The organism is Prauserella flavalba (assembly GCF_003202235.1).
In the GTDB taxonomy this organism is placed as follows: domain Bacteria; phylum Actinomycetota; class Actinomycetes; order Mycobacteriales; family Pseudonocardiaceae; genus Prauserella_A; species Prauserella_A flavalba.
The window spans coordinates 608597-630797 of sequence record NZ_MASU01000005.1 but is presented as its reverse complement, the minus strand read 5'-3'; the positions used below and the strand labels follow the sequence as shown (position 1 = coordinate 630797).

The following is a 22201-nucleotide window of genomic DNA, read 5'->3' as shown; positions in this document are numbered from 1 at the left end:
CCAGTCTAGGCGGGAGAGCCGAGCGCGGCGCGCACCTCGGCGGCGAAGTCGTGGCCCGCGCGCCAGTCGTCGCCGGGAGCGAGGATCACGCGTTCCGTTCCGGCGTCGGCGTAGGCGGCCAGCTGCTCGGCGGCGCGCGCGGGCGACCCGTCGAGTGCCGGGGCGACCACCGTCGCGCGCGGGACGGGCCTGCCGTGCTTGGCGGCGAGGTCACCGAGCGTCGCGAGACCCGCCGCGACGTCGCCGGGGGTGGAGGCGATGGAGATCCAGCCGTCGCCGAACTCGGCGGCACGGCGCCACGCCCGCTCGCCGTTGCCGCCCACCAGTACCGGCGGCATCGGCGAACCCGGCGCGAGCGCCACCTCCAGTCCGTCGTCGAGTACGGTCCGCTGCCCGGTGACCAGCGCGGGCAGCACCCGAAGCGCCTCGTCGGTGCGGCGGCCCCTTCCGGCGAGCGACGTGCCCGCGGCCCGCCATCCGGTGTCGCCGTGCGCGGGGTTCCCGGTGCCGACGCCGACCGCGAGCCGGCCGCCCGACACGAGCTGGAGACTGCTGATCTGCTTGGCCGCCGCGGCCACGCGGCGCAGCGCCAGCAGCAGTACGCCGTAGCCGATCGTGATCCGCTCGGTCACGGCCGCGGCCGTCGCGAGCGCCACCGTGCTGTCGAGTATCGGGCCGCTCGCGACGAGCTGGTCGGTCGCCCACACCGACTCCAGCCCCGCCTCCTCGGCGTATCGTGCGCTCGCGGGGATCTCCTCCGGAACCTGGCCAGGCAGGAACACACCGATCTTCATACCTGATCGCAACCGCGGGAGCTCCCGCTGTGTTCCCCGCCTTCTACGATGACCGCGTGACACCCTTCCTGAACCCGCGCGAGGATCAGAACCGGCGTCTGCTGCGGGCCAAGGACGCGATCGACCGCGACTACGCCTGCCCGCTGGACGTACCCGCGCTCGCGCGGATCGCGCTGATGTCGCCGACGCACTTCACCCGCTCGTTCCGCACCACGTTCGGCGAGACACCGCACCAGTACCTGCGCCGGCGGCGGATCGAGCGGGCGATGGCCCTGCTGCGGACACCCTCGGCGACCGTCACCGACGTGGCCGCGAAGGTGGGCTTCGAAAGCCTCGGGACGTTCAGCCGCACGTTCCGCGCCGTCACCGGCCGGTCCCCGAGCGAGTACCGGGCGAGCGCGCGGCCGCTCTCGGTGCCGGTGTGCTTCGTCAAGGCGTGGACCCGGCCGAGTCGTTTCGGATAAGCCGCCGCGGCCCGCGACCGCCTACGGTTCTGGTCATGTTCACCCGCATCAGCATCCACTCCGTACCCGTGCTCGACCAGCAGGAAGCGCTCAACTTCTACGTCGGCAAGCTCGGCTTCGAGGTCTCCTCGGACGTCGACCTCGGCTTCATGCGCTGGCTGACCGTCGCGCTGCCGTCCGACCCCGACCGCCAGCTGCTGCTGGAGGTACCCGGCCCGCCGGCGCTGAGCGACGAGGTCGCCGCGCAGGTCCGTGACCTGGTGACCAAGGGCGCGCTGGGCACGGCCGCGATCCTCAACACCGACGACTGCCAGCAGACGTACGAGACCCTCCGCGCCCGCGGTGTCGAATTCACCGAGGAACCCACGAAACAGCCTTACGGCATCGACTGCGCCCTGCGCGACCCGTTCGGCAACCACCTCCGCATCACGCAGCTCGCCGACGGCCCGGTCGAGATCACCGACGCCGACATCGCGCGCTGGCAGGGCGAGTAGCCGTGCCCCGGGGGTGCCGGGCTCGGGTCCCGGCACCCCCGGGCGATCAACTCACCGCGAGCCTCGGCCAGCCCGCGGTGTCCCGCAGCAGCTGCCGGTCGTGCGTCGCGAGCACCACCGCCGCGCCCGTGGCTCCGAGCGCGTCGGTCAGCTCGTCCACGAGCGCCATCGACAGATGGTTGGTCGGCTCGTCGAGCAGCACGACGTGCGGCCGCGCCGCCAGCAGGATCGCGAGATCGAGCCTGCGCTGCTGCCCGATCGACAGCTCACGCACCGGCCGGTGCGCGGCCCCGGAGGGCAGCAGGCCCAGCTGCCCGAGCCCGATCCGCTCGGACCCGGCCAGCCGTCCCTCGCTGACGCGCCTGCCCACCGCGGCCTCGAAGACCTCGAACGCCGGCCGCCTCGACGGCTGCGGTGACTCCTGAGCGAGCAGGCCGATCCTGGCGCCGCGCCTGCGCTGCACCGAGCCGGTGCCGGGTTCGAGCACTCCCCCGAGCACCGCGAGCAGCGTGGACTTGCCCGAGCCGTTCGGCCCGGTCACCACGAGCCGGTCACCGGAGCGCAGGAGCACCGACGCCGGCCCGGTCAGTCGTCCGCGCACGGTCACCTCGTCGGCCCGCAGCAGTGTGGCGCCTGGGAAAGTTGCCAGGTCCGGCAGCTGGAACCGCAACGGCGGCTTCGGCACGTCGACGACGTGGGCCTCCAGTTCCTCCTGTCTGCGGTGCACCGCCCGCACCAGCGCGGGTGCCCTCGTGGCGCGGGTGTGCTTGCCGGTGCCCTTCTCCGGGCGCCAGCCCGTGGACAGCCGGTTCTGCGCCGCCGAGAGGTCCTGCGCGAGCCGGTGCCGCTCGTTCTGCTGGTCGCGATAAGCGGTCTCCCACCGTTCCCGCTCGGCGCGCTGCCCCTCGCGGTATCCGGCGTACCCACCGCCGTACACGCGGGGACGCCCGTCGGAGGTCGGGTCGAGGTCGAGCACCGTGGTGACCACATCGGACAGCAGCGCGCGGTCGTGGCTCACGAGCACGACACCACCCGGATGCTCCCGCAGCTTCGCCGTCAGATGGTCGAGGCCGCTCGCGTCGAGGTGGTTGGTCGGCTCGTCGAGCAGCAGCAGGTCGTGCCCCGCGCCGAGCAGGCACGCGAGCCGGATCCGGTAGCGCTGCCCCACGGACAGCTCCGCCAGCGGACGGTCACGATCGGCCACGGCACCCAGGGCGGCGAGCGAGACGTCCACGCGACGGTCGGCCTCCCACGCGCCGATCGCCTCGGCCGCCGCGAGCGCCTCGGCGTAGGTCTCGCCGGCGCCGGGACGGTCCTCGGCGAGTGCCAGCGTGGCCGCCTCGAAGTCCCGGAGCACGGCCCGCACCTGCCTCAGCTCGACGTCGATGAGGTCACCGACCGTGCGGTGGTCGCCCGACGGCATCTCCTGGTCGGCGACGCCGAGGGTGCCCGCGCGGTGCACGGAACCCGAGTCGGGCGCGAGCGTTCCCGCGAGGACGCGCAGCAGCGTGGTCTTGCCCCTGCCGTTCTCACCGACGACGCCGAGACGGTCGCCAGGGGACACGGTGACGTCCACTCCGGTCAGGACGGGCCTGCCGCCACGCGCGAGCGAGACGTCGGCGGCGTTGAGGTGTGCACGCGCCCGTGCGGGCAGCGCGATGAGACTGGACATACTTCCTCCGAATGGTCCGGACCTCGCGCGCATGGGCGAACGATCCGGGAAGTTCGAGCGAACGAGGACATGCCCGGCCCGGCCCGGAGACGACACGGGCGGCCAGGTGCTCGGCTGCTCAGAGGAAGAAGAGGTACTGCACGGCTCCACGGTAACAGACGAAGATCGCGAGCCGCTCGTGAATTACGTCGCCGGCGGCTGCGACGATGGCGGCATGACCGACACCGGCCTCATCACGTCGCTGCGCGCGACCCGCTTCTTCTTCGACCGGGCCGTGCCGCCTGAGGACATCGAGGCGATCGTGGACGTCGCCCGCTGGACGGGCTCGGCGCGCAACCGGCAGCCCTGGCGGTTCGTGTCGGTGAGCGATCACGGGGTGCGGGCCGGACTCTCCCGCCTCGGGCAGTACGCCCAGGTCCTCGCGCACGCGCCGACGGTGCTGCTCCTGCTGTCGGGCCCCGACCGTGGCCGGGACACCGAGTTCGACCTCGGCCGCGTCTGCCAGTCGGTGCTGCTCGCGGCACACGCCCGGTCGCTGGGCAGCTGCCCGGTTTCCCTCTACCCGGAGGACAACGCCCGCGCCGCGGCGCGGCTCGTGGGCCTTGCCGCGCCGTGGCGCGCCGACCACGCTATCGCGCTCGGCCATCCCGCACCGGTGCCGCCGGGGCGTCCGGCGATCCCGGCCGGCCGCAAACCGGTGCGCGAACTGCTGACCCACTTCCAGCCGTAGTCCACTGAGGACGGTCAGCCGGCGGCCCCGGGCCGGTCGGCGAGACCGAGGCGCAGGTGCTCGATGTGATAGACCGCCTCGTCGAGCAGTTGTGCCACATGGGTGTCGTAGAGGCTGTAGACGATGCTGCGGCCTGAGCGCGTGCCGCTGACCAGGCCGAGGTTGCGCAGCAGCCGCAGCTGGTGGGAGACGGCGGACTGCTCCATGCCGACCGCCTCGGCCAGCTCGGTGACGGGCCGGGGCCCCTGCCGCAGCTCGGTGAGGATCAGCAGCCTGCTCGGCGTCGCGAGCGCCTGCAGGGTGGTGGCGACGTGGGTGGCGGCGTCGGCGTCCAGCCGCGCCGCGGGCCGGTCCCTGCCCTCCACGCCGTGTCCCATGGCCGGAGTGTAGCGCAGGCAACTTATATGAAGACGTCTTCATTTGTTCTGTTATGGTCGGCCCGTGGTCATCTCCTCGTTCACCGCCCCGCCTCGCCCGTCCACGCCCGTGCGCGGCCGGAGCCCGTTCGCCCTGCCCGAGACGCGGTGGGCGGCCGCCGCGCTCGCGCTGTTCCTCGCGGGACTCGCCGCCGACCTGCTCGGCGGCCCCGCGTGGCTGTGGTGGGCGCTCTACCTCGGCTGCTACGTGGCAGGCGGCTGGGAGCCCGCGCTCGCCGGGCTGCGGGAACTGCGTGCACGCAGGCTGGACGTGGACCTGCTCATGGTCGTGGCGGCGCTCGGCGCGGCCTCGATCGGGCAGGTACTCGACGGCGCGCTGCTGATCGTCATCTTCGCCACCTCCGGCGCGCTGGAGGCGCTGGCGACCGCGCGCACCGAGGACTCCGTGCGCGGCCTGCTGGAGCTGGCCCCGGAGACCGCTACCCGGCTCACCGGTGACGGTGAGGAGACCGTGCCCGCGGCCGACCTCGAGGTGGGCGACCTGGTGCTGGTCCGGCCGGGCGAGCGGCTCACGGCGGACGGCACCGTCGAGTCCGGCGGCAGCGAGGTCGACCAGTCCACGATCACCGGTGAGCCGCTGCCCGTGGACAAGGCACCGGGCGACGAGGTGTTCGCCGGGACACTCAACGGCACGGGTGCCCTGCGGATCCGCGTCGGCCGCCGCGCCGAGGATTCCGTGGTAGCCCGCATCTCGGCACTCGTGGAGCAGGCGAGCCGGACCAAGGCCCGCACCCAGCTGTTCATCGAGAAGATCGAGCAGCGCTATGCGATCGGCATGGTGGCCGCGACGATCGCGGTGTTCGCCCTGCCGCTGCTGTGGGGCGCGTCCGCCGAGGAGTCACTGCTGCGGGCGATGACGTTCATGATCGTCGCCTCGCCCTGCGCGGTCGTGCTGGCGACGATGCCCCCACTGCTCGCCGCGATCGCCAACGCGGGCAGGCACGGCGTGCTCGTCAAGTCCGCCGTCGCCCTCGAACGGCTCGGCAGCACCACGCGGGTCGCGTTCGACAAGACCGGCACGCTCACCAGGGGCGCTCCCGAGCTCGCCGAGCTGCGTCCCGTGCCGGGGCTCGACGCGGACGGTCTGCTGCGCCTGGCGGCCGCCGCCGAGCAGCCGAGCGAGCACCCGCTGGCCCGCGCGGTCGTGCGCGCCGCGCGCGACCGCGGTCTCCACCTGCCCCCGGCCCACGACTTCGCCGCACAGCCCGGCCGTGGCGTCTCGGCGCGGGTCGACGGCGAGCTCGTGCGGGTGGGCTCCCCCGCCGCGCTGGTGCCGGAGGGTCACCCCGTCGCCCACGAACTGGAACGGCGCGGCCACACCGCTGTCGTCGTCGTGCGCGATGGTCACGTCGCCGGGGTGCTGGGCATCACCGATCAGGTCCGGCGCGAGGCCGCCCCCGCCGTCGCCGCGGTGACCACACTGACCGGCACGGCTCCCGTGCTGCTCACCGGCGACAACCACGCCGCCGCGGCCCGGCTGGCCGGGGCGGTCGGCATCGCCGACGTCCGTGCCGGGCTGCTGCCGGCGGACAAGGTCTCCGCGGTCGGCGAGCTCGAGGCCGCGGGGCGGCGGGTGGCGGTGGTCGGTGATGGCATCAACGACGCTCCCGCGCTGGCCGCCGCACACGCCGGCATCGCGATGGGCGGGGCGGGCTCGGATCTCACGCTGCGGGCCGCCGACGCGATCGTGGTGCGCGACGACCTCACCGCCGTGCCCGCCGCGCTCGCACTGGCACGGCGGGCGCGGCGGGTGGTGACGGCGAACCTCGTGATCGCCGGGTCCTTCATCGCCGGCCTGGTGCTGTGGGACCTGCTCGGCACGCTCCCGCTGCCGCTCGGCGTCGCCGGGCACGAGGGCTCCACCGTGCTCGTCGGGCTCAACGGCCTGCGCCTGCTCGGCGGCAGGGCCTGGCGGAAGGCGTCAGCCGTCGTCCGCTGAGCCCCGGCCGCCCGGTCGCGGCCGGACCAGTGCGGGACCCGCCAGCAGCAGCACGCCCACACCGAGCAGGGACAGTCCGAGCACGAGCCACGGCGTGACCTCCGTGCCGGTCTCGGACAGTCGCCCAGCCGTGCTGTCGGTGCCGCCGGTGCCCTCCGGCCCGGTCCCGGCGTCCCCCGGCGAGGTCGGCGCGACCGGCGCGGGCTCGGTGGTGGTGGACGTGGGTTCCGTCGTGGTGGTCGGCACGTCGCCGGTGGGCGTCGGCTCCGTCGTCGTCGGTTCGGTGGTGGCCGTGGTCGGGTCGGTGGTCGTGGGCTCCGTGGTCGTCGGCCCGGTCGTCGTGGGCTCGGTCGTCGGCTCCGGCACGTCCGCGCAGGGAGCGATCAGGTCGGCGAACGGCGCGTAATGCACCTCGCCGCCGTTCGCCCCGCCAGACCCGCTGACGGCCCCGCCGTGCTCGAAGGTCCGGACCACGACGTTGCCCTCGATGTTGGCCGAGCTCTCGTCCACCAGCCCGGCGTTCGGGGCGTACACGGTGCCCCACACCGTCGGCGAGCCCTCGGGCAGCGTGATCGTGCCCGACGTCGTGAAGTTCCACAGCACGTGCGTCGAGGGCTGCGTGCCCTGCCAGCTCACCTCGGGCACCGGCCACGTGTAGTCACCGTCGACCTGCACGTTGATCACCAGCCACGCCTCGTCGCCCGGCTGGAGATAACCGTTGCGGGGGTTGATGAATCGCAGCGCCGCGAGCTCCTCCTCGGTGAGTTCGAGAACGTTCTGCCCCGGCCGCAGGCCCAGCGTGGCGACCGGGTCGGTGCCGTTCCACTCCTCCTGCCCGTTCTGGTCGGTCAGCTGGACGGTCTGGGCACACCGCGACATGCGGGTGTTGAGGTCCCGGTAGATCGAGAACAGCGCGGGCAGGTCGAATCCGCTGTCGCCGCCGACCGACTCGGCCGGCTGCGGGGTCTGGATGTCCACCTGCGGGTGGGTGCCCTCTCCCCCGCCGTCGGGCACGACGTGGGTCTCACCGCCGGTGGGCAGCACGTCGGAGTCGCCGAGGTCGCCGATCTTGGCGTAGGTCTGGGTCAGCACGTTCAGCCGTCCGCCGGCGGGGCTGCCCTCGTAGTCCGGCGCGCCACCGACGACGAGGCCGGTCACGTGGTCGTCCCCGGGCGCGACGTAGGTGCCGGGGTTGTTGAGCGCGACCTGGTAGGCACGGAAGCGGATATCGCCGCCGACGGCGACCGGTCCCTCGGTTTCGTTCTCGTACAGTCCGGCGTCGCCCTCGACGAGAACGAGGAAGCCGTGGCTCGGATCGGTCTGGACATCGTCGGGGCTCACGGGGCGCACCGGGTTGACGGGCGCCTCGGCCTGGGCGCTGGCCTGCCGTCCCGGCGACATCCCCGCGATCAGCACGACGGCCGCAAGCCCACAGCACGTCGCGCCCAGCACCGTCCGCCGTCCGGCACCGATGGTCCGCATCACAGCCCTCCCCACGACGACAAGTCCTCTTCGGACTCTCGACGTGGGGGACGCTACTCGGGCTTTTCCCGCGGTATCGGACGATTCACCCGGACGCGGGCATGGCGGCGCGGGAGGTGAGGTACTCGGCGGCGGCGATCGTGGCGGCGTACTGCGTGGCCACGAGGGGACGGATCGGGATCACCTCGTAGGCCTCCACCGCGGCATCCTCGGCGAGCCAGCGGTCGTAGCGCGACGCGACCCGCTCCCTCGCCGCCCGCACGGCGGAGCGGACGTTGCCGACGGCCAGTTCCCCGTCCAGCGCGCGGAGAAGGATTCCGCCGTAGCGCAGGCGGAAACAATGGACGTCGCCCGCCAGCGAGGCGACCTCGGCGACCGTCGCCGGGCGCCGCGATTCGGCCAGCCCGCTGCGCTGGCGCGCCGATTCCGCCGCACCGGAAAGGAAGGTGGCGAAGAACCGGGTCGCCCGCCAGTACGGAGAGTCGGGGACCATGAGACCGCCCTCCACGGCATCGAGGCCGGCCCGCAGCACCGCGTGCAACTCGTCGAGGTGGCTCGCCTTCGTGGCGAGCGCCGCGGAGTACGGCGTGTCCGACGGCGTCTCGTCGGCCGTGGCCGAGTCCTTCCAGTGCGGCACCTCGCTGATGAGCGCCAGCGCCCCGTAGCGCTGGGCATAGGACGCGGTGTTGTCCCCCGAGTCGCCCGGCCACCGGCCTCCGTTCTCCACCAGCCGGTCGTACGCGGGCCGGATCGACGAGGCGCGGAAGACGGCGTCGGCCAGGCGGACCATGTGCGGTCCCTCCGGCTCGCCGCGGTCGAGCGGCAGCCCCAGCAGCTGCGGGATCTCCTGCAGCACCGGGTACAGCACGGTCTCGGGCCGGTTGAGGTAGTAGTAGACGCCGCCGAGTTCGCTGTTGTGCAGCGAGCAGACGAGCGCCGGGCGCAGCTGGTCGATCAGCCGCATGAGCGCCTGGGTCTCCGGCAGCGCCGCGTCGAAGTAGGCGTCCTTGTAGTCGAGCGGAAAGGTCCACTCCACCTGGTCGCCGCCCGCGGGCCGGTAGAAGTGGCGCGAGTAGTGCTCGCGGGTGAACGGTCCGGCGAGCCAGCCCTCGTTGAGCCGCAGGCCATCGGGGTCGATGCACGCGATGATCTCCCAGCGGTGTCCCAGCCGTTCCCGCAGGCCGGCGTCGGCACACAGGCGCTCGGCCAGGTGCAGCGCGGTCAGCCCGCCGATGGGCTCGTTGGGGTGCGGGAGCCCGAACACGAGCGCCACCGGCAGGTCCGCGTCCGCGTCGACGGACAGGCACAGCAACGGCTCCCCCTGCCGCGACGTGCCCACCCGGCGCAGGCGCGTGATCTCCGGGTACGCCGAGGCCACGGCACGCAGCCGCCGGTGCAGCTCGTCGACCCCGGCGAACGCGGTGAACGGAGGAACCTCGTCGATCTCCTTGACCAGCCACTCGGACAGCACGGATGGTCCTCCCTCGGATTCGGCCGCGCCCGAGAGTCTCGTCCCCCGTCCCGGCACCCACCAAGGGCGCGGGCCCGGGTTCACCGGCTTGGCCTCGCCCGGGAGCAGGGTGTGTCGAAAAGCGCCCCCCGTGTTCGACGCGTAGGCAAGTGGCAGTCACGAGGAAAGGATGATCCGATGACACGAGAGACCGCGCCGATCAGGTTGTACATGGCCATGTCGCTGGACGGCTTCATCGCAGGGCCGGACGACCGGCCTGGCCAGGAACTCGGCCAGGGCGGCGGGCGCCTGTTCAACTGGCTCGACCACAGGCAGTCCGAGGGGCCGGACGGGCAGGTGTTCCGCGAGGCGTTGGCGACCGGTGCCGTGATCTCCGGCAGGCGGACGTTCGAGCTGGCGGGCCGGTGGCAGGGCGACCACCACGACGGGGTGCCGATCCACGTGCTGACGCATCACGTCGACGACGGTGACGACCCGCCGGGCAGCGCCCGCTTCTACACCGATGTCGCCGCCTGTGCCGCCGAGGCCAGGGCCGCGGCGGGTGACCGCGCCATCCTCGTGCACGGCGCCGGAGCGGCGCGGGCGCTGCTGGAGGCGGGCCAGCTCGACGAGCTGGAGCTCCACCTCGTGCCCGTCCTCCTCGGCGCGGGCAGGCGCCTGTTCGGCGACCGGGGCGCCGCCCCCGTCGAGCTGCGGCTCGTCCGGCGACTCCAGGGCCGCGACGCGATCCACCTGCGCTACCAGGTCGTGCGTTAGCAGGCGCCGCGGCACCGGCGAAACCGCGGCTAGGCGGTGCCGCGCCGCTTGGGGGCGGCACGGACGTGAGCGCGTTCACCCTGTTTGCCGACCAGGCTGAGGAACTCCACGGGTCCGGAGCTGGTGGCGCCGAACCAGTGCGGGGTTCGGGTGTCGAACTCGACGGCCTCACCGGGTTCGAGAACGAGGTCGTGCTCGCCGAGCACGAGCCGGAGCCTGCCGTTGAGGACGAAGGCCCAGTCGTAACCCTCGTGGGTGCGGAGATCGGGTTCGGTGTCGTCGCGTCCCGCCGGGAGGATGAACTTGTAGGCCTGGATGCCGCCCGGCCGCCGGGTCAGGGGCAGGATGGTGGATCCGTCGCCGCTGCGGATCGGACGCAGGTTGACGCGTGGGTCGCCGGTCGGCGGTGCGTCGACGAGCTCGTCCAGGGTGACGCCGTACGCGCGGGCCAGGGGCAGGAGCTGCTCGAGGGTGGGGCGGCGCAGCCCGGCCTCGAGCCGGGACAGGGTGGTGGCGGAGATGCCGGTCTCCTCGGCGAGGTCGGTCAGTGTGATCTCGCGGCGCTGTCGCAGTTGCTTGAGCCGGGGTCCGACGGCGTCGAGGGTGCGGCCGATCGTGTCGTTCACCGATCCAGTTTGCCATTCGGCAAATAACTTTGCCATTTTGCCCGGCAGTGGCCACTGTAAAAGACGCGGCCGGTGAGCGGCCGCGGGTTCGTCGAGAGGACAGGACGTGGCAGAACAAGCGGGTGCGATTCGAGACGTGGTGGTCGCAGGGGATGGCGCGGCGCAGCACCTCAACGCCGGCGAGGACGACGCCCGATGACGCACTCGTTCGACAAGGAGTACTGGGACCGGATCTGGCAGGGCGAGCGCGCCGCGTCGATGGGCGCGAGTCAGCCCAACCCGCACCTGGTGCGGCACGTGCGCGGCCTGACGCCGGGGACGGCCCTCGACGCGGGCTGCGGCGCCGGGGCCGAGGCGGTCTGGCTCGCCACGCGTGGCTGGCAGGTCACCGCGGCGGACATCGCCACCGCGGCGCTCGCCCGTGGGGCTGCGCGCGTCACCGCCGGCGGTGGCGCGAGCCGGGTGCGGTGGGTCGAGGCGGATCTGTCCACATGGGAACCGGACGCCCGCTACGACCTGGTCACCACGCACTACGCACACCCCGCGATGCCGCAGCTCGACTTCTACGACCGCATCGCGTCGTGGGTCGCCCCTGCGGGCACCCTGCTGATCGTCGGCCACCTCCATCACGACGGGCACCGGCACCGTGAGACCGGGCCACCCGCCTCGGCCTCCGCGACGGCCGCCGGCATCACGGCGCGTCTCGACCCGGCCACGTGGGCGATCGCCACCGCCGAGGAGCCGCACCGGACCGTGACCGGTCCCGGCGGCCGGGAGGTCTCGATCCACGACGTGGTCGTCAAAGCCCACCGCCGCCACTGAACCGGTTGGTCCGGCCAGGCGCCTCAGCCGCGCCGGACATGGTCACCGAATGACCTCGAATGCGATCGAAAAAGACGACACGCGCAATTCGTTCACTCGTCCGAGGACAATTTCACCTTATCGTGCTACGGCATGCGCCACCGCGTGCTGCGGCCTCCCTACTGTTATCGCTGGGCCGTGCTGATCCTGACGCTGGTCACGGTCACCACGTTCGCCGTCGCCGCGCTGCGCACCTCGTCGGCCGTGGGCGCGCCCACGGCCGCGAATCCGCTCGGCCACGCGACATCCACGCCTGCCCGCGCGACACCGCCTCCGGTCGCCGCCGAGGTGGTCCGGCACACCGATCGTCCCGGCCGGGTCGTCGCGCTCACGTTCGACGACGGCCCCGATCCGGTCTACACGCCGCGAATTCTCGACCTGCTGTCCGAACACGACGCCGTGGCGACGTTCTGCATGCTGGGCTCCGAGGCCCGCCGCCATCCCGAGCTCGTCCAGCAGGTGCTGGCGCGCGGCATGCGCCTGTGCGACCACACCGTCAGCCACGACCAGGACCTGCGCACGCGCAGCGAACAGCGCATCACGGCCGAGGTCATGGGCGGCTGGACCGATCTGCAGATCGCCGCGGGCCGCGATGTGCCCGTTCCCTATTTCCGTGCGCCCGCCGGGAACTGGTCGGAGCGGACGAGCGCCGTCGCGGCCCGCAACGGCATGCGCTCGCTCGCGTGGTCGGTCGACTCCCGCGACTGGACGCTTCCGGGCACCGAGCGGATCGTCGCCGCCGTCAAGGAGGGCGTCGAACCGGGCGCGGTGGTGCTGCTGCACGACGGCGGTGGCCAGCGCGAGCAGACGGTGGCGGCACTGGCCGAGCTGCTGCCGTGGCTGTTGGCGCAGGGCTACGAGCTCGGCTTCCCCTGAGGTTGCTAACCTCGCCGCGTGGACGCCGCCGAGCCGATGATCGTGGAGATCTACACCGACGGCGCGTGCAGCGGCAATCCCGGCCCCGGCGGCTGGGGCGCGGTGCTCCGCTACGGCCGCCACGAGCGCGAGCTGTACGGCGGCGAGCCCGAGACCACCACCAACAACCGGATGGAGCTGACGGCGCCGATCCGCGCGCTGGAGGCGCTGACGCGCCCCTCGGTGGTGAAGCTCTACACCGACTCCAGCTACGTCCGCAACGGCATCACGAGCTGGGTGACCCGCTGGAAGGGCAACGGCTGGCTCACCAGCACCAGGGAGCCGGTGAAGAACGCAGACCTGTGGCAGCGCCTCGAGGCCGCGGTGAGCAGGCATCAGGTCGAGTGGCACTGGGTGAAGGGCCACGCCGGGCACCCCGAGAACGAGCGTGCCGACAAGCTCGCCGTCAAGGGCGTGCAGGAGGCCCGCGAGCGCCTCACCCCCTGAGCACCGGCAGCACCTCCCGGCTCAGCAGCTCGACCGACCGCAGCGAGTGCTCCACCGGCATCCCCGCCCACTGCGTGCGCAGGATCAGGTGGTCGACGCCCAGCTCGTCGCGCCACGGCAGCAGCGCGCGCACGCAGTCCTCCGGGGAGCCCACCACGAACCGCTGTTCGGCGAGCTGCTCGTACGGGATGTCGAACGACTCGCGGCCTGGCATCACCCGGTGCTGACCCCACTGCGCGTAGGTGCGGTACTTGTCGCTCAGGTACGGCATCGCCCGCTCGAGCGCGGTCGCCCGGTCCTCGGCGCAGAAGATCTCGCGCATGGCGGGCCGCTCGGCGGGCTCCGGCCTGCCGTGCGCGGCGGCCTCGGCGCGGAACAGGTCCGCCTGCCTGCTGATCGTGTCGACGGTCGCGTGCGGGTTGATCATCCAGGTGCCGGTGAGCCGGGCAGCCCTGCGCACCGCGCCGTCGCTGTTGGCGGCCATCCACACCGGCGGACCGGGCCGCTGCACGGGCAGCAGGCCCAGCTTCGCCCCGTCGAGCCGGCACCACGGCAGGTCGGCATCCACCGTCTCGCCCGCCCACAGCCGCCTCACGATGCCGAGGTTCGCCTCGAACCGGCGGACCTTGTCCTCCGGTGGCACGCCGAGGGCGTTGTACTCGACCTCGCGGTAGCCGAGCCCGACGCCGAAGATCAGCCGCCCGCCCGTGACGACGTCGAGCGCCGCGTAGTTCTCCGCGACCTCCACCGGGTTCTGCAGCGCGAGCAGGAGGATGCCGATGCCGACCCGCATCTCCCCCGCCTCGGCCGCGAGCCGCGCGAGGTACGGCAGCGGCTGGATATGGGTGACGCCCTCGCTGAGGTAGTGCTGCCCGGCGAACACCGAGTCCCAGCCGCCGTCGCGCGCGGCCCGCAGCAGCGTCAGCTGTTCCCCCAGCGCCCGCACCTGGTCGGTGCCCGGCCGCTGCTGGTTGGTGAGGAAGATCCCGACCTTCATCCCGTCATCCTCCGGCCCTGGCCAGCGTCGTACGCGCCCTGGCCACGATCGGCGGATCGACGAGCTTGCCGTCGAGAAGCACCACGGACTCGCCGCGCCCGGCCGCGTCGTCGAACGCGGCGAGCACGGCTTTCGCGTGCGCCGTCTCCGCCTCGGTCGGGGTGAAGACGCGGTGCACCCCGGAGAGCTGCGCGGGATGCACGCACGCCTTGCCGCCGAAGCCGAGTGATCGGGCCAGCCGGGCCTCCGCCTCCTGGCCCGCGTCGTCGCGCACGTCGAGGTGGACGACGTCGAACGGCGGGCGAATGCCCGCGGCGACGGAGGCGAACACGAGCGTCGAGCGGGCGTGCAGCAGCTCCTGCCCGTCGGCCCTGACCTCCAGGTTCGCCTCGGCGGCGAGGTCGGCGCCGCCCAGCATCAGTGCGGCGACCCTCGGGTGCGCGGCGGTCTCGTAGGCCTCCCGCACCCCGGCGGCGGTCTCGATCAGCGCCAGCACGGGCGGGCCGTGCTCGCCGAGGGCGGCGAGCGCCGACGGCGTCGCCTTCGGCACCATGATCCCGTCCGGCCGGATGTCCGCCAGCGCCGCGAGGTCGCCGTCGGCCCACTCCGTGCCGGGCGCGTTGATCCGCACGAACCGCGGGCGGTCACGGGGCTCGCGGGCGAACACGCGCGCGATGGTCTCGCGTGCCGCCTCCTTCTCCCCCGGCGGCACCGCGTCCTCCAGGTCGGCCACCACGAGGTCGGCCCCGCTCGCGAGCGCCTTCGTGAGCTTGCGCTCGTCCTTGCCGGGCGCGAACAGCAGGGAGCGCACCGCCTCGAACGCCAGTGTCACGACCGCACCGCCGCGAGGAAACCGAGCCCCGGCCGCTCGCCGAGTGTGGTCACCGCGTCCTCCAGCTCCCGCACGGCCTCGGCGTCCAGCGCGAGGCCGGCGTTGGCGCGGTACTTGCCGCGCACGTCGTCCTCGGTCATCGGGTTCTCCATGCCGCCCCGCTGGTAGCGCAGCTGCGCCTCGAACGTGCGACCGTCGGTGGTCTCCACCCGCACCCCGCCGCCGAACGCGTCCGGGCGCGGCGAGTACTCGCGGGTCTCGTAGCCGACGCGCGGCGTCACCGCCAGCACCGCCTCGTCGGTGATCGCCTCTGCGGTGAAGCTCGCGACCTCCACGCTGCCGCGCACGAGCAGGCTCGCCAGGCAGTAGGGCAGGCTGAACTTCGCGTCGTACGGCGTGCGCGGGCGCACCTTGTCCCCCGCGGGTTCGAGCACGAGGTCCACGCCGGTCTTGTCGGTGAACGCCACCAAGCGCGTCACCTCCTCCGGCCGCACCGGGTGCTCCCGCAGCAGCTCCGCGAGCGCGTCGACGGGCGCGTGCGTGTAGTGGCACGCGGGATACGGCTTGTAGGCGATCGCGGGGGTGTTCCAGCGCTCGCCCAGATCGGCGAGGCCCGCGCCGAGGTCCACGTCGATCCCGGCGAGGTAGGTCGCGTAGAAGCCGCGCCTGCCCTCGAACACCGTCGCGGGCCCGGTGGCGCCGTGCGCGGCGAGCCGGGCGGCGGTGATCCCGGCCTGGGCGGCCCAGCCGGGGTGCAGGCGTTTCGTGTCGGCGCCGTCGGCGAGGAACTCCAGCAGGCCCGACGCCATGCTGCCCGCGATGCCGAGCGCGTGCGCGGTGGTGGCCGCGTCGAGCCCGCGCGCCCGCGCCGCGGCGGCTGTCGCGCCGAACACCCCGCAGACCCCGCTCGGGTGCAGGCCCCTGGCATGGAACAATCCGCCGGCCGCCGCGCCGATCCTGGTCGACACCTCGTTGCCCGCCACCAGCGCGGCGAGCACGGTCGCGCCGTCGGCACCCGCGGCCTCACCCGCGGCGAGCGCGGCCGGGGTCACCGCGACGCTGACGTGGGTCACCGAGTCGGGGTGGGTGTCGTCGAAGTCGAGCGCGTGGCACAGCACGCCGTTGACGAACGCCGCCTCGGCGGCGGGCAGGCCGTGTGCCACGCCGATCCCGGTCGCCGGCCCGTTCCCGGCTCCCTCGTCCGCACCGGAGACCACATAGGACGCCTCCCCCAGCGCCGACGCGGCGAGCCCGCAGCCGAGCGTGTCGAGCACGTGCAGCACCGCGGCGTCCTTGACCTCCTCCGGCAGGGACTCCGCCTTCAGGTTCGCCGTGAACCCGGCGATCCGCTGCGCAGCAGTGTGTGTCGCTGTCATCGACTGTCCTTTCCCACGCCCAGAAACGTCCTGCGTACCTCGTCGTCGGCCAGCAGCTCCGCGCCCGCACCGGAGTAGGTGACGCGGCCGCGTTCGATCACGTAGCCCCGGTCGCTCAGTTCGAGCCCGGACTTCGCGTTCTGCTCGATCATCAGGAAGGTCAGGCCCGCCGCGTCGCGCAGCGAGCGGAGCTGCTCGAACACCTCGTGTACGAGCACCGGCGACAGGCCCACGGACGGCTCGTCCATGAGCACCAGCCGGGGCCGCAGCATGAGCGAGCGCCCGATCTCCAGCGCCCGCCGCTCGCCACCGGAGAGCGTCCCGGCCTGCTGCGACCGCCGGGCGGCGAGCTTGGGGAACAGCTCGAACACCTCGGCGACGCGGCGGCGGATCTTGCCCTTGTCGCGTTCGAGATACATGCCCAGCTCGATGTTCTCGTGGACGGTCATCGCCGGGAAGATCGCCGGCTGCTGCGGCACGAGCGCGATCCCCGCCGTCAGCAGCTGCTGCGGCCCGTGCGAGGTGATGTCCTCGCCCCCGAACACGACGCTGCCCTCGCGCACGTCGATCAGCCCGTACAGCGCCTTGAACACCGTGGACTTGCCGGAGCCGTTGGGCCCGACCACGCAGACGATCTCGCCCTCGGCGACGTCGAGGTCCACGCCGTGCAGGATGTCGACGCCGCGGTACCCGGCACGCAGCCCGCGCACCTCCAGCAACGGCCCGCGTTCCGCGCCGTCGGTGCGCGGTGCCGCCTCAGGCTCCGAGATAGGCATCGATGACCTCCTGGTTGGACTTGACCTCGGCGGGCGGCCCCTCGGCGAGCACGCGCCCCTGCTGCAGCACCACGATCCGGTCGGCCATGCCGAACACGAACCCGACGTTGTGCTCGACGATCACGAAGGACACGCGCTCCTCGCGGTGCAACAGGCGCAGGTGCTGCGACAGCTCGGCGATCAGCGCGGGATTGACGCCCGAGGTCGCCTCGTCGAGCATCACGACCTTCGGCCCCGGCATCATCGCCATCACCAGCTCCAGCAGCCGCTGCTGGCCGCCGGAGAGGCTGCCGGCCTTCTCTCCCGCCAGCCCGCCGAGGCCCACCAGGTCGAGCAGCATGGCCGCCCGCTCCCTCGCGGCCCGCTCCGGCGGGCGGAGCAGCCCGAACGAGGGCAAGCGGGTCCAGTCCCGCGACAGCAGGACGTTCTCCGTGACGGTCAGCTCGCCGAACACGCGGGCGTCCTGGAACGTCCTGGTGAGCCCCATCCTGGCCACTGTGGACGGACGGCGGCGCGTGATGTCCCTGCCGCTCAGCCGGATCCGGCCAGCGTCTGCGCGCCGACCGGCGGACAGGCAGCTCAGCAGCGTGGACTTGCCGGAGCCGTTGGGCCCGATCAGTCCCACGATCTCGCCCTCACCGACGTGGAAGTCCACCGCGTCGAGCGCGACCAGCCCGCCGAAGCGGCACGTGACGCCCTCGGCCATGAGCAGTGCCGTCATCGGCCGTCCTCCTTCCCGGCCCGCCGGGCCCTCGCCAGGTGGGCTCGGTCGGCGAGCGAGCCGACGATCCCCTTGGGCAGCACCAGGACCACCACGATGAGCGCGACCCCGAAGAACAGCAGGAAGTCCTCGCCCTCGGTGCCCCACAGCGTCTCGCGCAGGAGGATGAACACCGTCGCGCCGAGCGCGGGCCCCCACACGGTGCCGAGGCCCCCGAGCGTGACCATGAGCGCGAGGTTGATCAGCAGGATGTCGCGGAACATGATCGCCGGGTCGATGAACGCCGTCTGGTAGGCCCACAGGCTGCCGATGAGCGCCGTGATCGCACCCGACACGCAGAACGCCGTGAGCTTCACCGCCGTGGTGTTGATGCCGCGTGCCTCGGCGCCGATCTCGTTCTCCCGCACCGCGAGCATGCTCGACCCGAGCTGGGAACGCCGCAGCCACACCGTGCCCAGCACCACGGCCACCGCGATGCCGAGGAACACGTAGTAGAACAGCGTGCGGTCGATCACGGCCTTGAAGATGATGCCGCCGGAACCGCCCGTGAAGTCGCGGAACACCAGCGCCAGCTCCCGCATCGCCATGAAGGCGCCGAGCATCGCGATCGAGAAGTACACGCCCCGCAGCCGCAGCAGCGGGTAGCCGACGAGCAGAGCGAAGACGAGCCCGGCCACCGGCGCCAGCGGCACGGTGTACCAGAAGGGCATGTCCACGTGCGTCACGAGCAGACCGGCGGTGTAACCGCCGATGCCGAAGAACACGCCGTGCCCGAAGTCCACGTAGCCGGTGAAGCCGGAGATGATGTTCCAGCTCGACGTGAGCCCGATCCACATGAACACGGTGGACAGCAGCAACAACGCCGAGTTGTTCAGCCCGAACGCCGGGGTCACCAGCAGGGCCGCGAGACCGGCCGCGAAGAGCCCGGCCCGCAGCCGGGGGTCGGCGAACCGGGACGAGGCGAGGCCGCGCGCGGGTGCGGCGGAGAGCCGGTCCGCCGCCTTCTGGTGCGGCGCGGTGCCGATCGTGGGGGTTCCGCTAGACACCGGCGGTCACCTGCTTTCCTCCGCTGATTCCGTTGGGGCGCACCACGAGCACGAGCACCACGAGGATGAACGCGGCCGCGATGCCGAGACCGGTGCCGACCGAGGGGACGTAGGAAGCCAGCATCGTCTCGATGAGACCGATCACCATCGCCGCGAGCACCGTGCCGGTCATCCGGCCCACACCGCCGAGCACGACGATCGCGAACGCCTTCATGGTCAGCAGCGGGCCGAGGAACGGATAGAAGCCCTGCGCGGAGCCGAGCAGGGTCCCGCCGGCGAACACCAGCGCGATGCCGATCCCGAACGCGATCGCGTACACGGCACCGATGTCGATGCCCACGACCCGCGCCGCGGCCTTGTTCTGCGCCGCCGCCTGGATCGAGCGGCCGACGCGCGTGCGGTTGAGCAATGCCCACGTGAGCACCAGGATCACCACCGCACCGAGGAGCATGAACGCCCTCGGCGTGGGGATCGTGAGGCCGAAGACGTTCACCACGTCGTCGGAGTAGCTCGTCGTGGTCACCCTCGGGGTGCTGCTGAACAGCCGCAGCAGCACGCCCTGCGCGACGGCGCCGATGCCGAAGGTCAGCAGCAGCGACATCAGCGGGGGCCGCTCCACGACCCTGCCCACGAGCGTCTTGCACAGCACCCAGCCGAAACCGAAGCCGAGCACCATGATCACCGGCAGTGCGACGAGCGGGTCGATCCCGAGGTAGTGCTGGGCGGTCCACGCGAGGTAGGCGCCGATCAGCACGCATTCGCCGTGGGCGAGGTTGAGCACGCCCATCACCCCGAACACCAGCGAGAGCCCCTGCGCGATGAGGGCATAGAACCCGCCGAGCACGATGCCGTCGAGCACCACCTGACTCAACTGGCCCATACGCGTAACTCCTTTGTCAGCACGGCGCTCCGGTGCGCCGATGGGCTAGCCGTGGACTACCTGCGCTGGGACCACGGCTTCATGGGGACGATCTCCGCGGAGGCGTTCTCCTCGGGGGCGACGACGACCTGCTCGCCCTTGGCGTTGAGCTGGATCGTGAGCATCGGACGGTTGACGTTCGCGCCCTTGAGCCCACTGGGATGGCCCTCGCCCGAGTAGTCGATGTGGCCGTAGAACGTGTCGACGTCCAGCTCCAGCAGCGCCTTGCGGACCTTCTCGACGTCGACACTGCCCGCCTTCTCGATGGCCAGCTGCAGCGAGAGGGCGACGGCGCTGCCGCTGGGCGGCATGTAGGAGGGCTCCTCGCCGTACCGTTCGACGTAGCGGCGCCGGTAGTCGGCGGCGGTGCCGAAGTACTCGTCGGCGAACTGCGCGGAGGCGTGCCACTGCGTCGGCGCCATGATGCCCTCCGTCGCGGCCGGGCCGAGCTGCTCCACGAAGCTGTGCTCGGTGGGCGCCTGGATCATCACCACGTACCTGGGCGCCCAGTCCATGCTCCGCATGGTCTGCACGGTCAGCACGCCCATCAGCGTGTGCCCTGCCTCGACGAGCACGTCGGGGTTCGCCTGGCGCAGCTGGGTCACCGCGCCCCGGATGTCGTTGGCGTCGCTGGGCACCCGCTGCGTGCCGACCACCTGGATGCCGAGCTCGCCGGCGAGCTTCTCGGTGGCTTCCTGGATGTCCACCATCGGCGCCTCGTCGGTGTGCAGGATGCCGATGGTCTTCACCCCGCGTTTGGCGAGCTCCCGCAGCGCCGACTCGGTGTAGCGGCTCGTGTTGGTCAGCGGGCTGAACACGTAGTCCGAGCCCTGGCTGAACACGGTGTCGGCCGCGGCGCCGCCCGCGAAGAGGATCCGCTTGTTCGGCTCGGTCACCGCCGACGCGGCGATGGTGAGCCCCGACGAGTACGAGCCGAAGATGAAGTCGATGCCGTCCTCGCTGATCAGCCGCTGCGTGAGCCGGACGGCTTGCTCGGGGTCGGACTGGTCGTCGTAGTAGACGATCTCGACCTTGCGCTTGCGATCACCGACCTGGATGCCGCCGAGCTCGTTGTTCACCATGTCGGCCCACAGCTGGTAGCCGCGCTTGACCGCCTGGCCCTCGATCGAGTACTTGCCGGTGTCGGACACGGCCGCCCCGATGCGGATCGGCCCGTTCGGGTCGTCGGCGGCGGGCGGCTCGGCACACCCCGCCGCGAGCAGGCCGAGCCCGGCGAGCGCGGCGACGACTCCTCGGGCCCGCCTACCCCACATGGGCCTTACCCCCGAGCAGCGCCTTGGCGATCACGGTGCGCAGCACGTCGTTGGTGCCCTCACCGATCGCCATGAGCGGAGCGTCGCGGTAGAGCCGTTCCACCTCGAACTCCGCGGAGTAGCCGTAGCCGCCGTGGATGCGCATCGCGTCGAGCGCGCACTGCAGGGCGGTCTCCGAGCTGAACACCTTCGCCATGCCCGACTCGGCGTCCATCCGCACGCCGGCGTCCATCTGCGACGCCGCCCAGTAGGTCATGAGCCGCGCCGCCTGCAGCTGGATCGCGATCTCGGCGAGCTTGAGCTGCACGGCCTGGAAGTCGCCGATCGCCCGGCCGAACGCCTCACGTTCCCTGGCGTAGCGCAGCGCCTCCTCGTAGGCGCGCTGGGCGATGCCGACCGAGCGGGCCGAGATGTTGACCCTCCCGGTCTCCAACGAGGACAGTGCCTGCCGCAGCCCCGTGCCCTCCACACCGCCGAGCAACGCCGAGCGGGGCACGCGCACGTTGTCGAGCCGCAGCTCACACGACTCGGTGCCCTTGTAGCCGAGCTTCGGGATGTCCTTCTCCACCGTGAAGCCCTCGGACGTGGTGTCCACGAGCAGCACGCTCATGCCGCGGTGGGCGGGGCTCGCCGTGGGGTCGGTCTTGACCAGTACCGGCAGCGGGTTGGCGTGGCGGGCGTTGGTGATCCACATCTTGGAGCCGTTCACGACGTAGTGGTCGCCGTCGAGCCGCGCGGTGGTGCGGATTCCCTGCAGGTCGGTGCCCGCGCCCGGCTCGGTCAGTGCGATGCCGGTGCGCAGCTCGCCGGTCGCGAGCCTCGGCAGGTACCGCGCCTTCTGCTCCTCGGTGCCGTGCCTGGCGATCATGAAGCACGACACCGAATGGCTGCCGAGGATGCCCGCGATGCCCATCCAGCCGCGCGAGAGCTCCTCGAAGGTGAGCACGAACGACACCGTGTCGGCACCGAGGCCGCCGTAGGACTGGGGCACGGCGAGCCCGAAGAGGCCCAGTTGCCGCATCGTGGCGACGATCTCGGTCGGGTAGCGGCCCGACTGCTCCCAGTCGCGCGCGACCGGGATGATCTCCTTGTCCACGAAGTCGCGCAGCGTGTCGCGGAACAGCCGTTGTTCGTCGTTGAACGAGAAGTCCATTCGTCACTCCTGGTGGGGA

At 72.3% G+C, this 22201-nt stretch carries 23 protein-coding genes; 8 read left to right on the top strand and 15 right to left on the bottom strand.

Annotated features, from left to right (window positions below; translation table 11 throughout):
* Window positions 1-5 precede the first annotated feature (5 nt).
* Window positions 6-794, bottom strand: a complete 789-nt coding sequence (locus BA062_RS10345) for an LLM class flavin-dependent oxidoreductase (RefSeq protein ID WP_110335840.1) — start codon at window positions 792-794, stop codon at window positions 6-8.
* A 56-nt stretch (window positions 795-850) separates the two neighbouring features.
* On the opposite strand from BA062_RS10345, the gene BA062_RS10340 reads away from it, so the two are divergent.
* Window positions 851-1258: a helix-turn-helix domain-containing protein gene (locus BA062_RS10340; protein ID WP_245959760.1), complete on the top strand. Its 408-nt coding sequence runs from the start codon at window positions 851-853 to the stop codon at window positions 1256-1258.
* 35 nt (window positions 1259-1293) lie between these two features.
* On the top strand, window positions 1294-1752 hold the full coding sequence (locus BA062_RS10335) for a VOC family protein (protein ID WP_110335839.1): 459 nt from the start codon (window positions 1294-1296) through the stop codon (window positions 1750-1752).
* Window positions 1753-1798: 46 nt separating this feature from the next.
* On the opposite strand, the gene BA062_RS10330 is transcribed toward BA062_RS10335, so the two are convergent.
* On the bottom strand, window positions 1799-3424 hold the full coding sequence (locus BA062_RS10330; RefSeq protein WP_110335838.1) for an ABC-F family ATP-binding cassette domain-containing protein: 1626 nt from the start codon (window positions 3422-3424) through the stop codon (window positions 1799-1801).
* Between the two features lie 214 nt (window positions 3425-3638).
* Between BA062_RS10330 and BA062_RS10325 the strand changes: the two genes are divergently transcribed.
* Window positions 3639-4154 carry a nitroreductase family protein gene (locus BA062_RS10325; RefSeq protein ID WP_110335837.1) on the top strand — a complete coding sequence of 172 codons (516 nt, stop codon included), beginning with the start codon at window positions 3639-3641 and terminating at the stop codon, window positions 4152-4154.
* A gap of 14 nt (window positions 4155-4168) precedes the next feature.
* On the opposite strand, the gene BA062_RS10320 is transcribed toward BA062_RS10325, so the two are convergent.
* Window positions 4169-4531: an ArsR/SmtB family transcription factor gene (locus BA062_RS10320; RefSeq protein ID WP_110335836.1), complete on the bottom strand. Its 363-nt coding sequence runs from the start codon at window positions 4529-4531 to the stop codon at window positions 4169-4171.
* A gap of 64 nt (window positions 4532-4595) precedes the next feature.
* On the opposite strand from BA062_RS10320, the gene BA062_RS10315 reads away from it, so the two are divergent.
* On the top strand, window positions 4596-6530 hold the full coding sequence (locus BA062_RS10315; protein WP_210406814.1) for a heavy metal translocating P-type ATPase: 1935 nt from the start codon (window positions 4596-4598) through the stop codon (window positions 6528-6530).
* Here BA062_RS10315 and BA062_RS10310 read toward each other — a convergent pair.
* Both BA062_RS10310 and BA062_RS10305 read right to left on the bottom strand, forming a co-directional pair.
* Window positions 6513-8012, bottom strand: a complete 1500-nt coding sequence (locus BA062_RS10310) for a collagen-binding domain-containing protein (protein WP_110335835.1) — start codon at window positions 8010-8012, stop codon at window positions 6513-6515. The genes BA062_RS10315 and BA062_RS10310 overlap by 18 nt on opposite strands.
* 85 nt (window positions 8013-8097) lie before the next feature.
* Window positions 8098-9483, bottom strand: coding sequence for a M14 family zinc carboxypeptidase (locus BA062_RS10305; protein ID WP_110335834.1), 1386 nt, complete (start codon window positions 9481-9483; stop codon window positions 8098-8100).
* A 177-nt stretch (window positions 9484-9660) separates the two neighbouring features.
* On the opposite strand from BA062_RS10305, the gene BA062_RS10300 reads away from it, so the two are divergent.
* Entirely contained in the window at window positions 9661-10239 is a 579-nt protein-coding gene (locus tag BA062_RS10300) for a dihydrofolate reductase family protein (protein WP_110335833.1), read from the top strand.
* Window positions 10240-10268: 29 nt separating this feature from the next.
* Here BA062_RS10300 and BA062_RS10295 read toward each other — a convergent pair whose 3' ends face one another.
* Window positions 10269-10865 carry a helix-turn-helix domain-containing protein gene (locus BA062_RS10295; protein ID WP_110335832.1) on the bottom strand — a complete coding sequence of 199 codons (597 nt, stop codon included), beginning with the start codon at window positions 10863-10865 and terminating at the stop codon, window positions 10269-10271.
* 195 nt (window positions 10866-11060) lie between these two features.
* Here BA062_RS10295 and BA062_RS10290 point away from each other — a divergent pair, with 195 nt between their 5' ends.
* From BA062_RS10290 to rnhA, 3 genes are all read left to right on the top strand, one after another.
* Window positions 11061-11687: a class I SAM-dependent methyltransferase gene (locus tag BA062_RS10290; protein WP_110335831.1), complete on the top strand. Its 627-nt coding sequence runs from the start codon at window positions 11061-11063 to the stop codon at window positions 11685-11687.
* A gap of 132 nt (window positions 11688-11819) precedes the next feature.
* Window positions 11820-12602 (top strand): polysaccharide deacetylase family protein, encoded by a 783-nt coding sequence (locus BA062_RS10285; protein WP_110335830.1) that lies wholly within the window; start codon window positions 11820-11822, stop codon window positions 12600-12602.
* 36 nt (window positions 12603-12638) lie between these two features.
* Entirely contained in the window at window positions 12639-13088 is a 450-nt protein-coding gene (rnhA, locus tag BA062_RS10280; protein WP_110337184.1) for a ribonuclease HI, read from the top strand.
* On the opposite strand, the gene BA062_RS10275 is transcribed toward rnhA, so the two are convergent.
* The 9 genes from BA062_RS10275 to BA062_RS10235 are packed head-to-tail and all read right to left on the bottom strand — an operon-like array spanning window position 13078 to window position 22182.
* Window positions 13078-14085 carry an LLM class flavin-dependent oxidoreductase gene (locus tag BA062_RS10275; RefSeq protein ID WP_110335829.1) on the bottom strand — a complete coding sequence of 336 codons (1008 nt, stop codon included), beginning with the start codon at window positions 14083-14085 and terminating at the stop codon, window positions 13078-13080. The two genes, rnhA and BA062_RS10275, sit on opposite strands and share 11 nt — an antisense overlap.
* Window positions 14086-14089: 4 nt before the next feature.
* Complete coding sequence (locus BA062_RS10270; RefSeq protein ID WP_245959759.1) at window positions 14090-14917, bottom strand: HpcH/HpaI aldolase/citrate lyase family protein; 828 nt, start codon at window positions 14915-14917, stop codon at window positions 14090-14092.
* Window positions 14914-16293 carry an MmgE/PrpD family protein gene (locus BA062_RS10265; protein ID WP_110335828.1) on the bottom strand — a complete coding sequence of 460 codons (1380 nt, stop codon included), beginning with the start codon at window positions 16291-16293 and terminating at the stop codon, window positions 14914-14916. Before BA062_RS10265 ends, BA062_RS10270 begins: the two co-directional genes overlap by 4 nt.
* Window positions 16290-17069: an ABC transporter ATP-binding protein gene (locus tag BA062_RS10260; RefSeq protein ID WP_110335827.1), complete on the bottom strand. Its 780-nt coding sequence runs from the start codon at window positions 17067-17069 to the stop codon at window positions 16290-16292. Before BA062_RS10260 ends, BA062_RS10265 begins: the two co-directional genes overlap by 4 nt.
* Complete coding sequence (locus BA062_RS10255) at window positions 17050-17790, bottom strand: ABC transporter ATP-binding protein (protein ID WP_110335826.1); 741 nt, start codon at window positions 17788-17790, stop codon at window positions 17050-17052. Before BA062_RS10255 ends, BA062_RS10260 begins: the two co-directional genes overlap by 20 nt.
* Entirely contained in the window at window positions 17787-18836 is a 1050-nt protein-coding gene (locus tag BA062_RS10250) for a branched-chain amino acid ABC transporter permease (protein WP_110335825.1), read from the bottom strand. The genes BA062_RS10255 and BA062_RS10250 overlap by 4 nt, the downstream gene beginning before the upstream one ends.
* Window positions 18829-19716 (bottom strand): branched-chain amino acid ABC transporter permease, encoded by an 888-nt coding sequence (locus BA062_RS10245; RefSeq protein WP_110335824.1) that lies wholly within the window; start codon window positions 19714-19716, stop codon window positions 18829-18831. The genes BA062_RS10250 and BA062_RS10245 overlap by 8 nt, the downstream gene beginning before the upstream one ends.
* Window positions 19717-19772: 56 nt before the next feature.
* Window positions 19773-21029: an amino acid ABC transporter substrate-binding protein gene (locus BA062_RS10240; RefSeq protein WP_110335823.1), complete on the bottom strand. Its 1257-nt coding sequence runs from the start codon at window positions 21027-21029 to the stop codon at window positions 19773-19775.
* Window positions 21019-22182: an acyl-CoA dehydrogenase family protein gene (locus BA062_RS10235; RefSeq protein ID WP_110335822.1), complete on the bottom strand. Its 1164-nt coding sequence runs from the start codon at window positions 22180-22182 to the stop codon at window positions 21019-21021. The genes BA062_RS10240 and BA062_RS10235 overlap by 11 nt, the downstream gene beginning before the upstream one ends.
* Window positions 22183-22201: the final 19 nt, after the last annotated feature.

What these genes read in the sequence shown, in the direction of transcription:
- BA062_RS10345 (WP_110335840.1), bottom strand. Translation starts at nt 794, where the DNA reads ATGAAGATCGGTGTGTTCCTGCCTGGCCAGGTTCCGGAGGAGATCCCC.
- BA062_RS10335 (WP_110335839.1), top strand. Translation starts at nt 1,294, where the DNA reads ATGTTCACCCGCATCAGCATCCACTCCGTACCCGTGCTCGACCAGCAG.
- BA062_RS10330 (WP_110335838.1), bottom strand. Translation starts at nt 3,424, where the DNA reads ATGTCCAGTCTCATCGCGCTGCCCGCACGGGCGCGTGCACACCTCAAC.
- BA062_RS10325 (WP_110335837.1), top strand. Translation starts at nt 3,639, where the DNA reads ATGACCGACACCGGCCTCATCACGTCGCTGCGCGCGACCCGCTTCTTC.
- BA062_RS10320 (WP_110335836.1), bottom strand. Translation starts at nt 4,531, where the DNA reads ATGGGACACGGCGTGGAGGGCAGGGACCGGCCCGCGGCGCGGCTGGAC.
- BA062_RS10310 (WP_110335835.1), bottom strand. Translation starts at nt 8,012, where the DNA reads ATGCGGACCATCGGTGCCGGACGGCGGACGGTGCTGGGCGCGACGTGC.
- BA062_RS10300 (WP_110335833.1), top strand. Translation starts at nt 9,661, where the DNA reads ATGACACGAGAGACCGCGCCGATCAGGTTGTACATGGCCATGTCGCTG.
- BA062_RS10290 (WP_110335831.1), top strand. Translation starts at nt 11,061, where the DNA reads ATGACGCACTCGTTCGACAAGGAGTACTGGGACCGGATCTGGCAGGGC.
- BA062_RS10285 (WP_110335830.1), top strand. Translation starts at nt 11,820, where the DNA reads ATGCGCCACCGCGTGCTGCGGCCTCCCTACTGTTATCGCTGGGCCGTG.
- rnhA (WP_110337184.1), top strand. Translation starts at nt 12,639, where the DNA reads ATGATCGTGGAGATCTACACCGACGGCGCGTGCAGCGGCAATCCCGGC.
- BA062_RS10275 (WP_110335829.1), bottom strand. Translation starts at nt 14,085, where the DNA reads ATGAAGGTCGGGATCTTCCTCACCAACCAGCAGCGGCCGGGCACCGAC.
- BA062_RS10265 (WP_110335828.1), bottom strand. Translation starts at nt 16,293, where the DNA reads ATGACAGCGACACACACTGCTGCGCAGCGGATCGCCGGGTTCACGGCG.
- BA062_RS10260 (WP_110335827.1), bottom strand. Translation starts at nt 17,069, where the DNA reads ATGCCTATCTCGGAGCCTGAGGCGGCACCGCGCACCGACGGCGCGGAA.
- BA062_RS10255 (WP_110335826.1), bottom strand. Translation starts at nt 17,790, where the DNA reads ATGACGGCACTGCTCATGGCCGAGGGCGTCACGTGCCGCTTCGGCGGG.
- BA062_RS10245 (WP_110335824.1), bottom strand. Translation starts at nt 19,716, where the DNA reads ATGGGCCAGTTGAGTCAGGTGGTGCTCGACGGCATCGTGCTCGGCGGG.
- BA062_RS10240 (WP_110335823.1), bottom strand. Translation starts at nt 21,029, where the DNA reads ATGTGGGGTAGGCGGGCCCGAGGAGTCGTCGCCGCGCTCGCCGGGCTC.
- BA062_RS10235 (WP_110335822.1), bottom strand. Translation starts at nt 22,182, where the DNA reads ATGGACTTCTCGTTCAACGACGAACAACGGCTGTTCCGCGACACGCTG.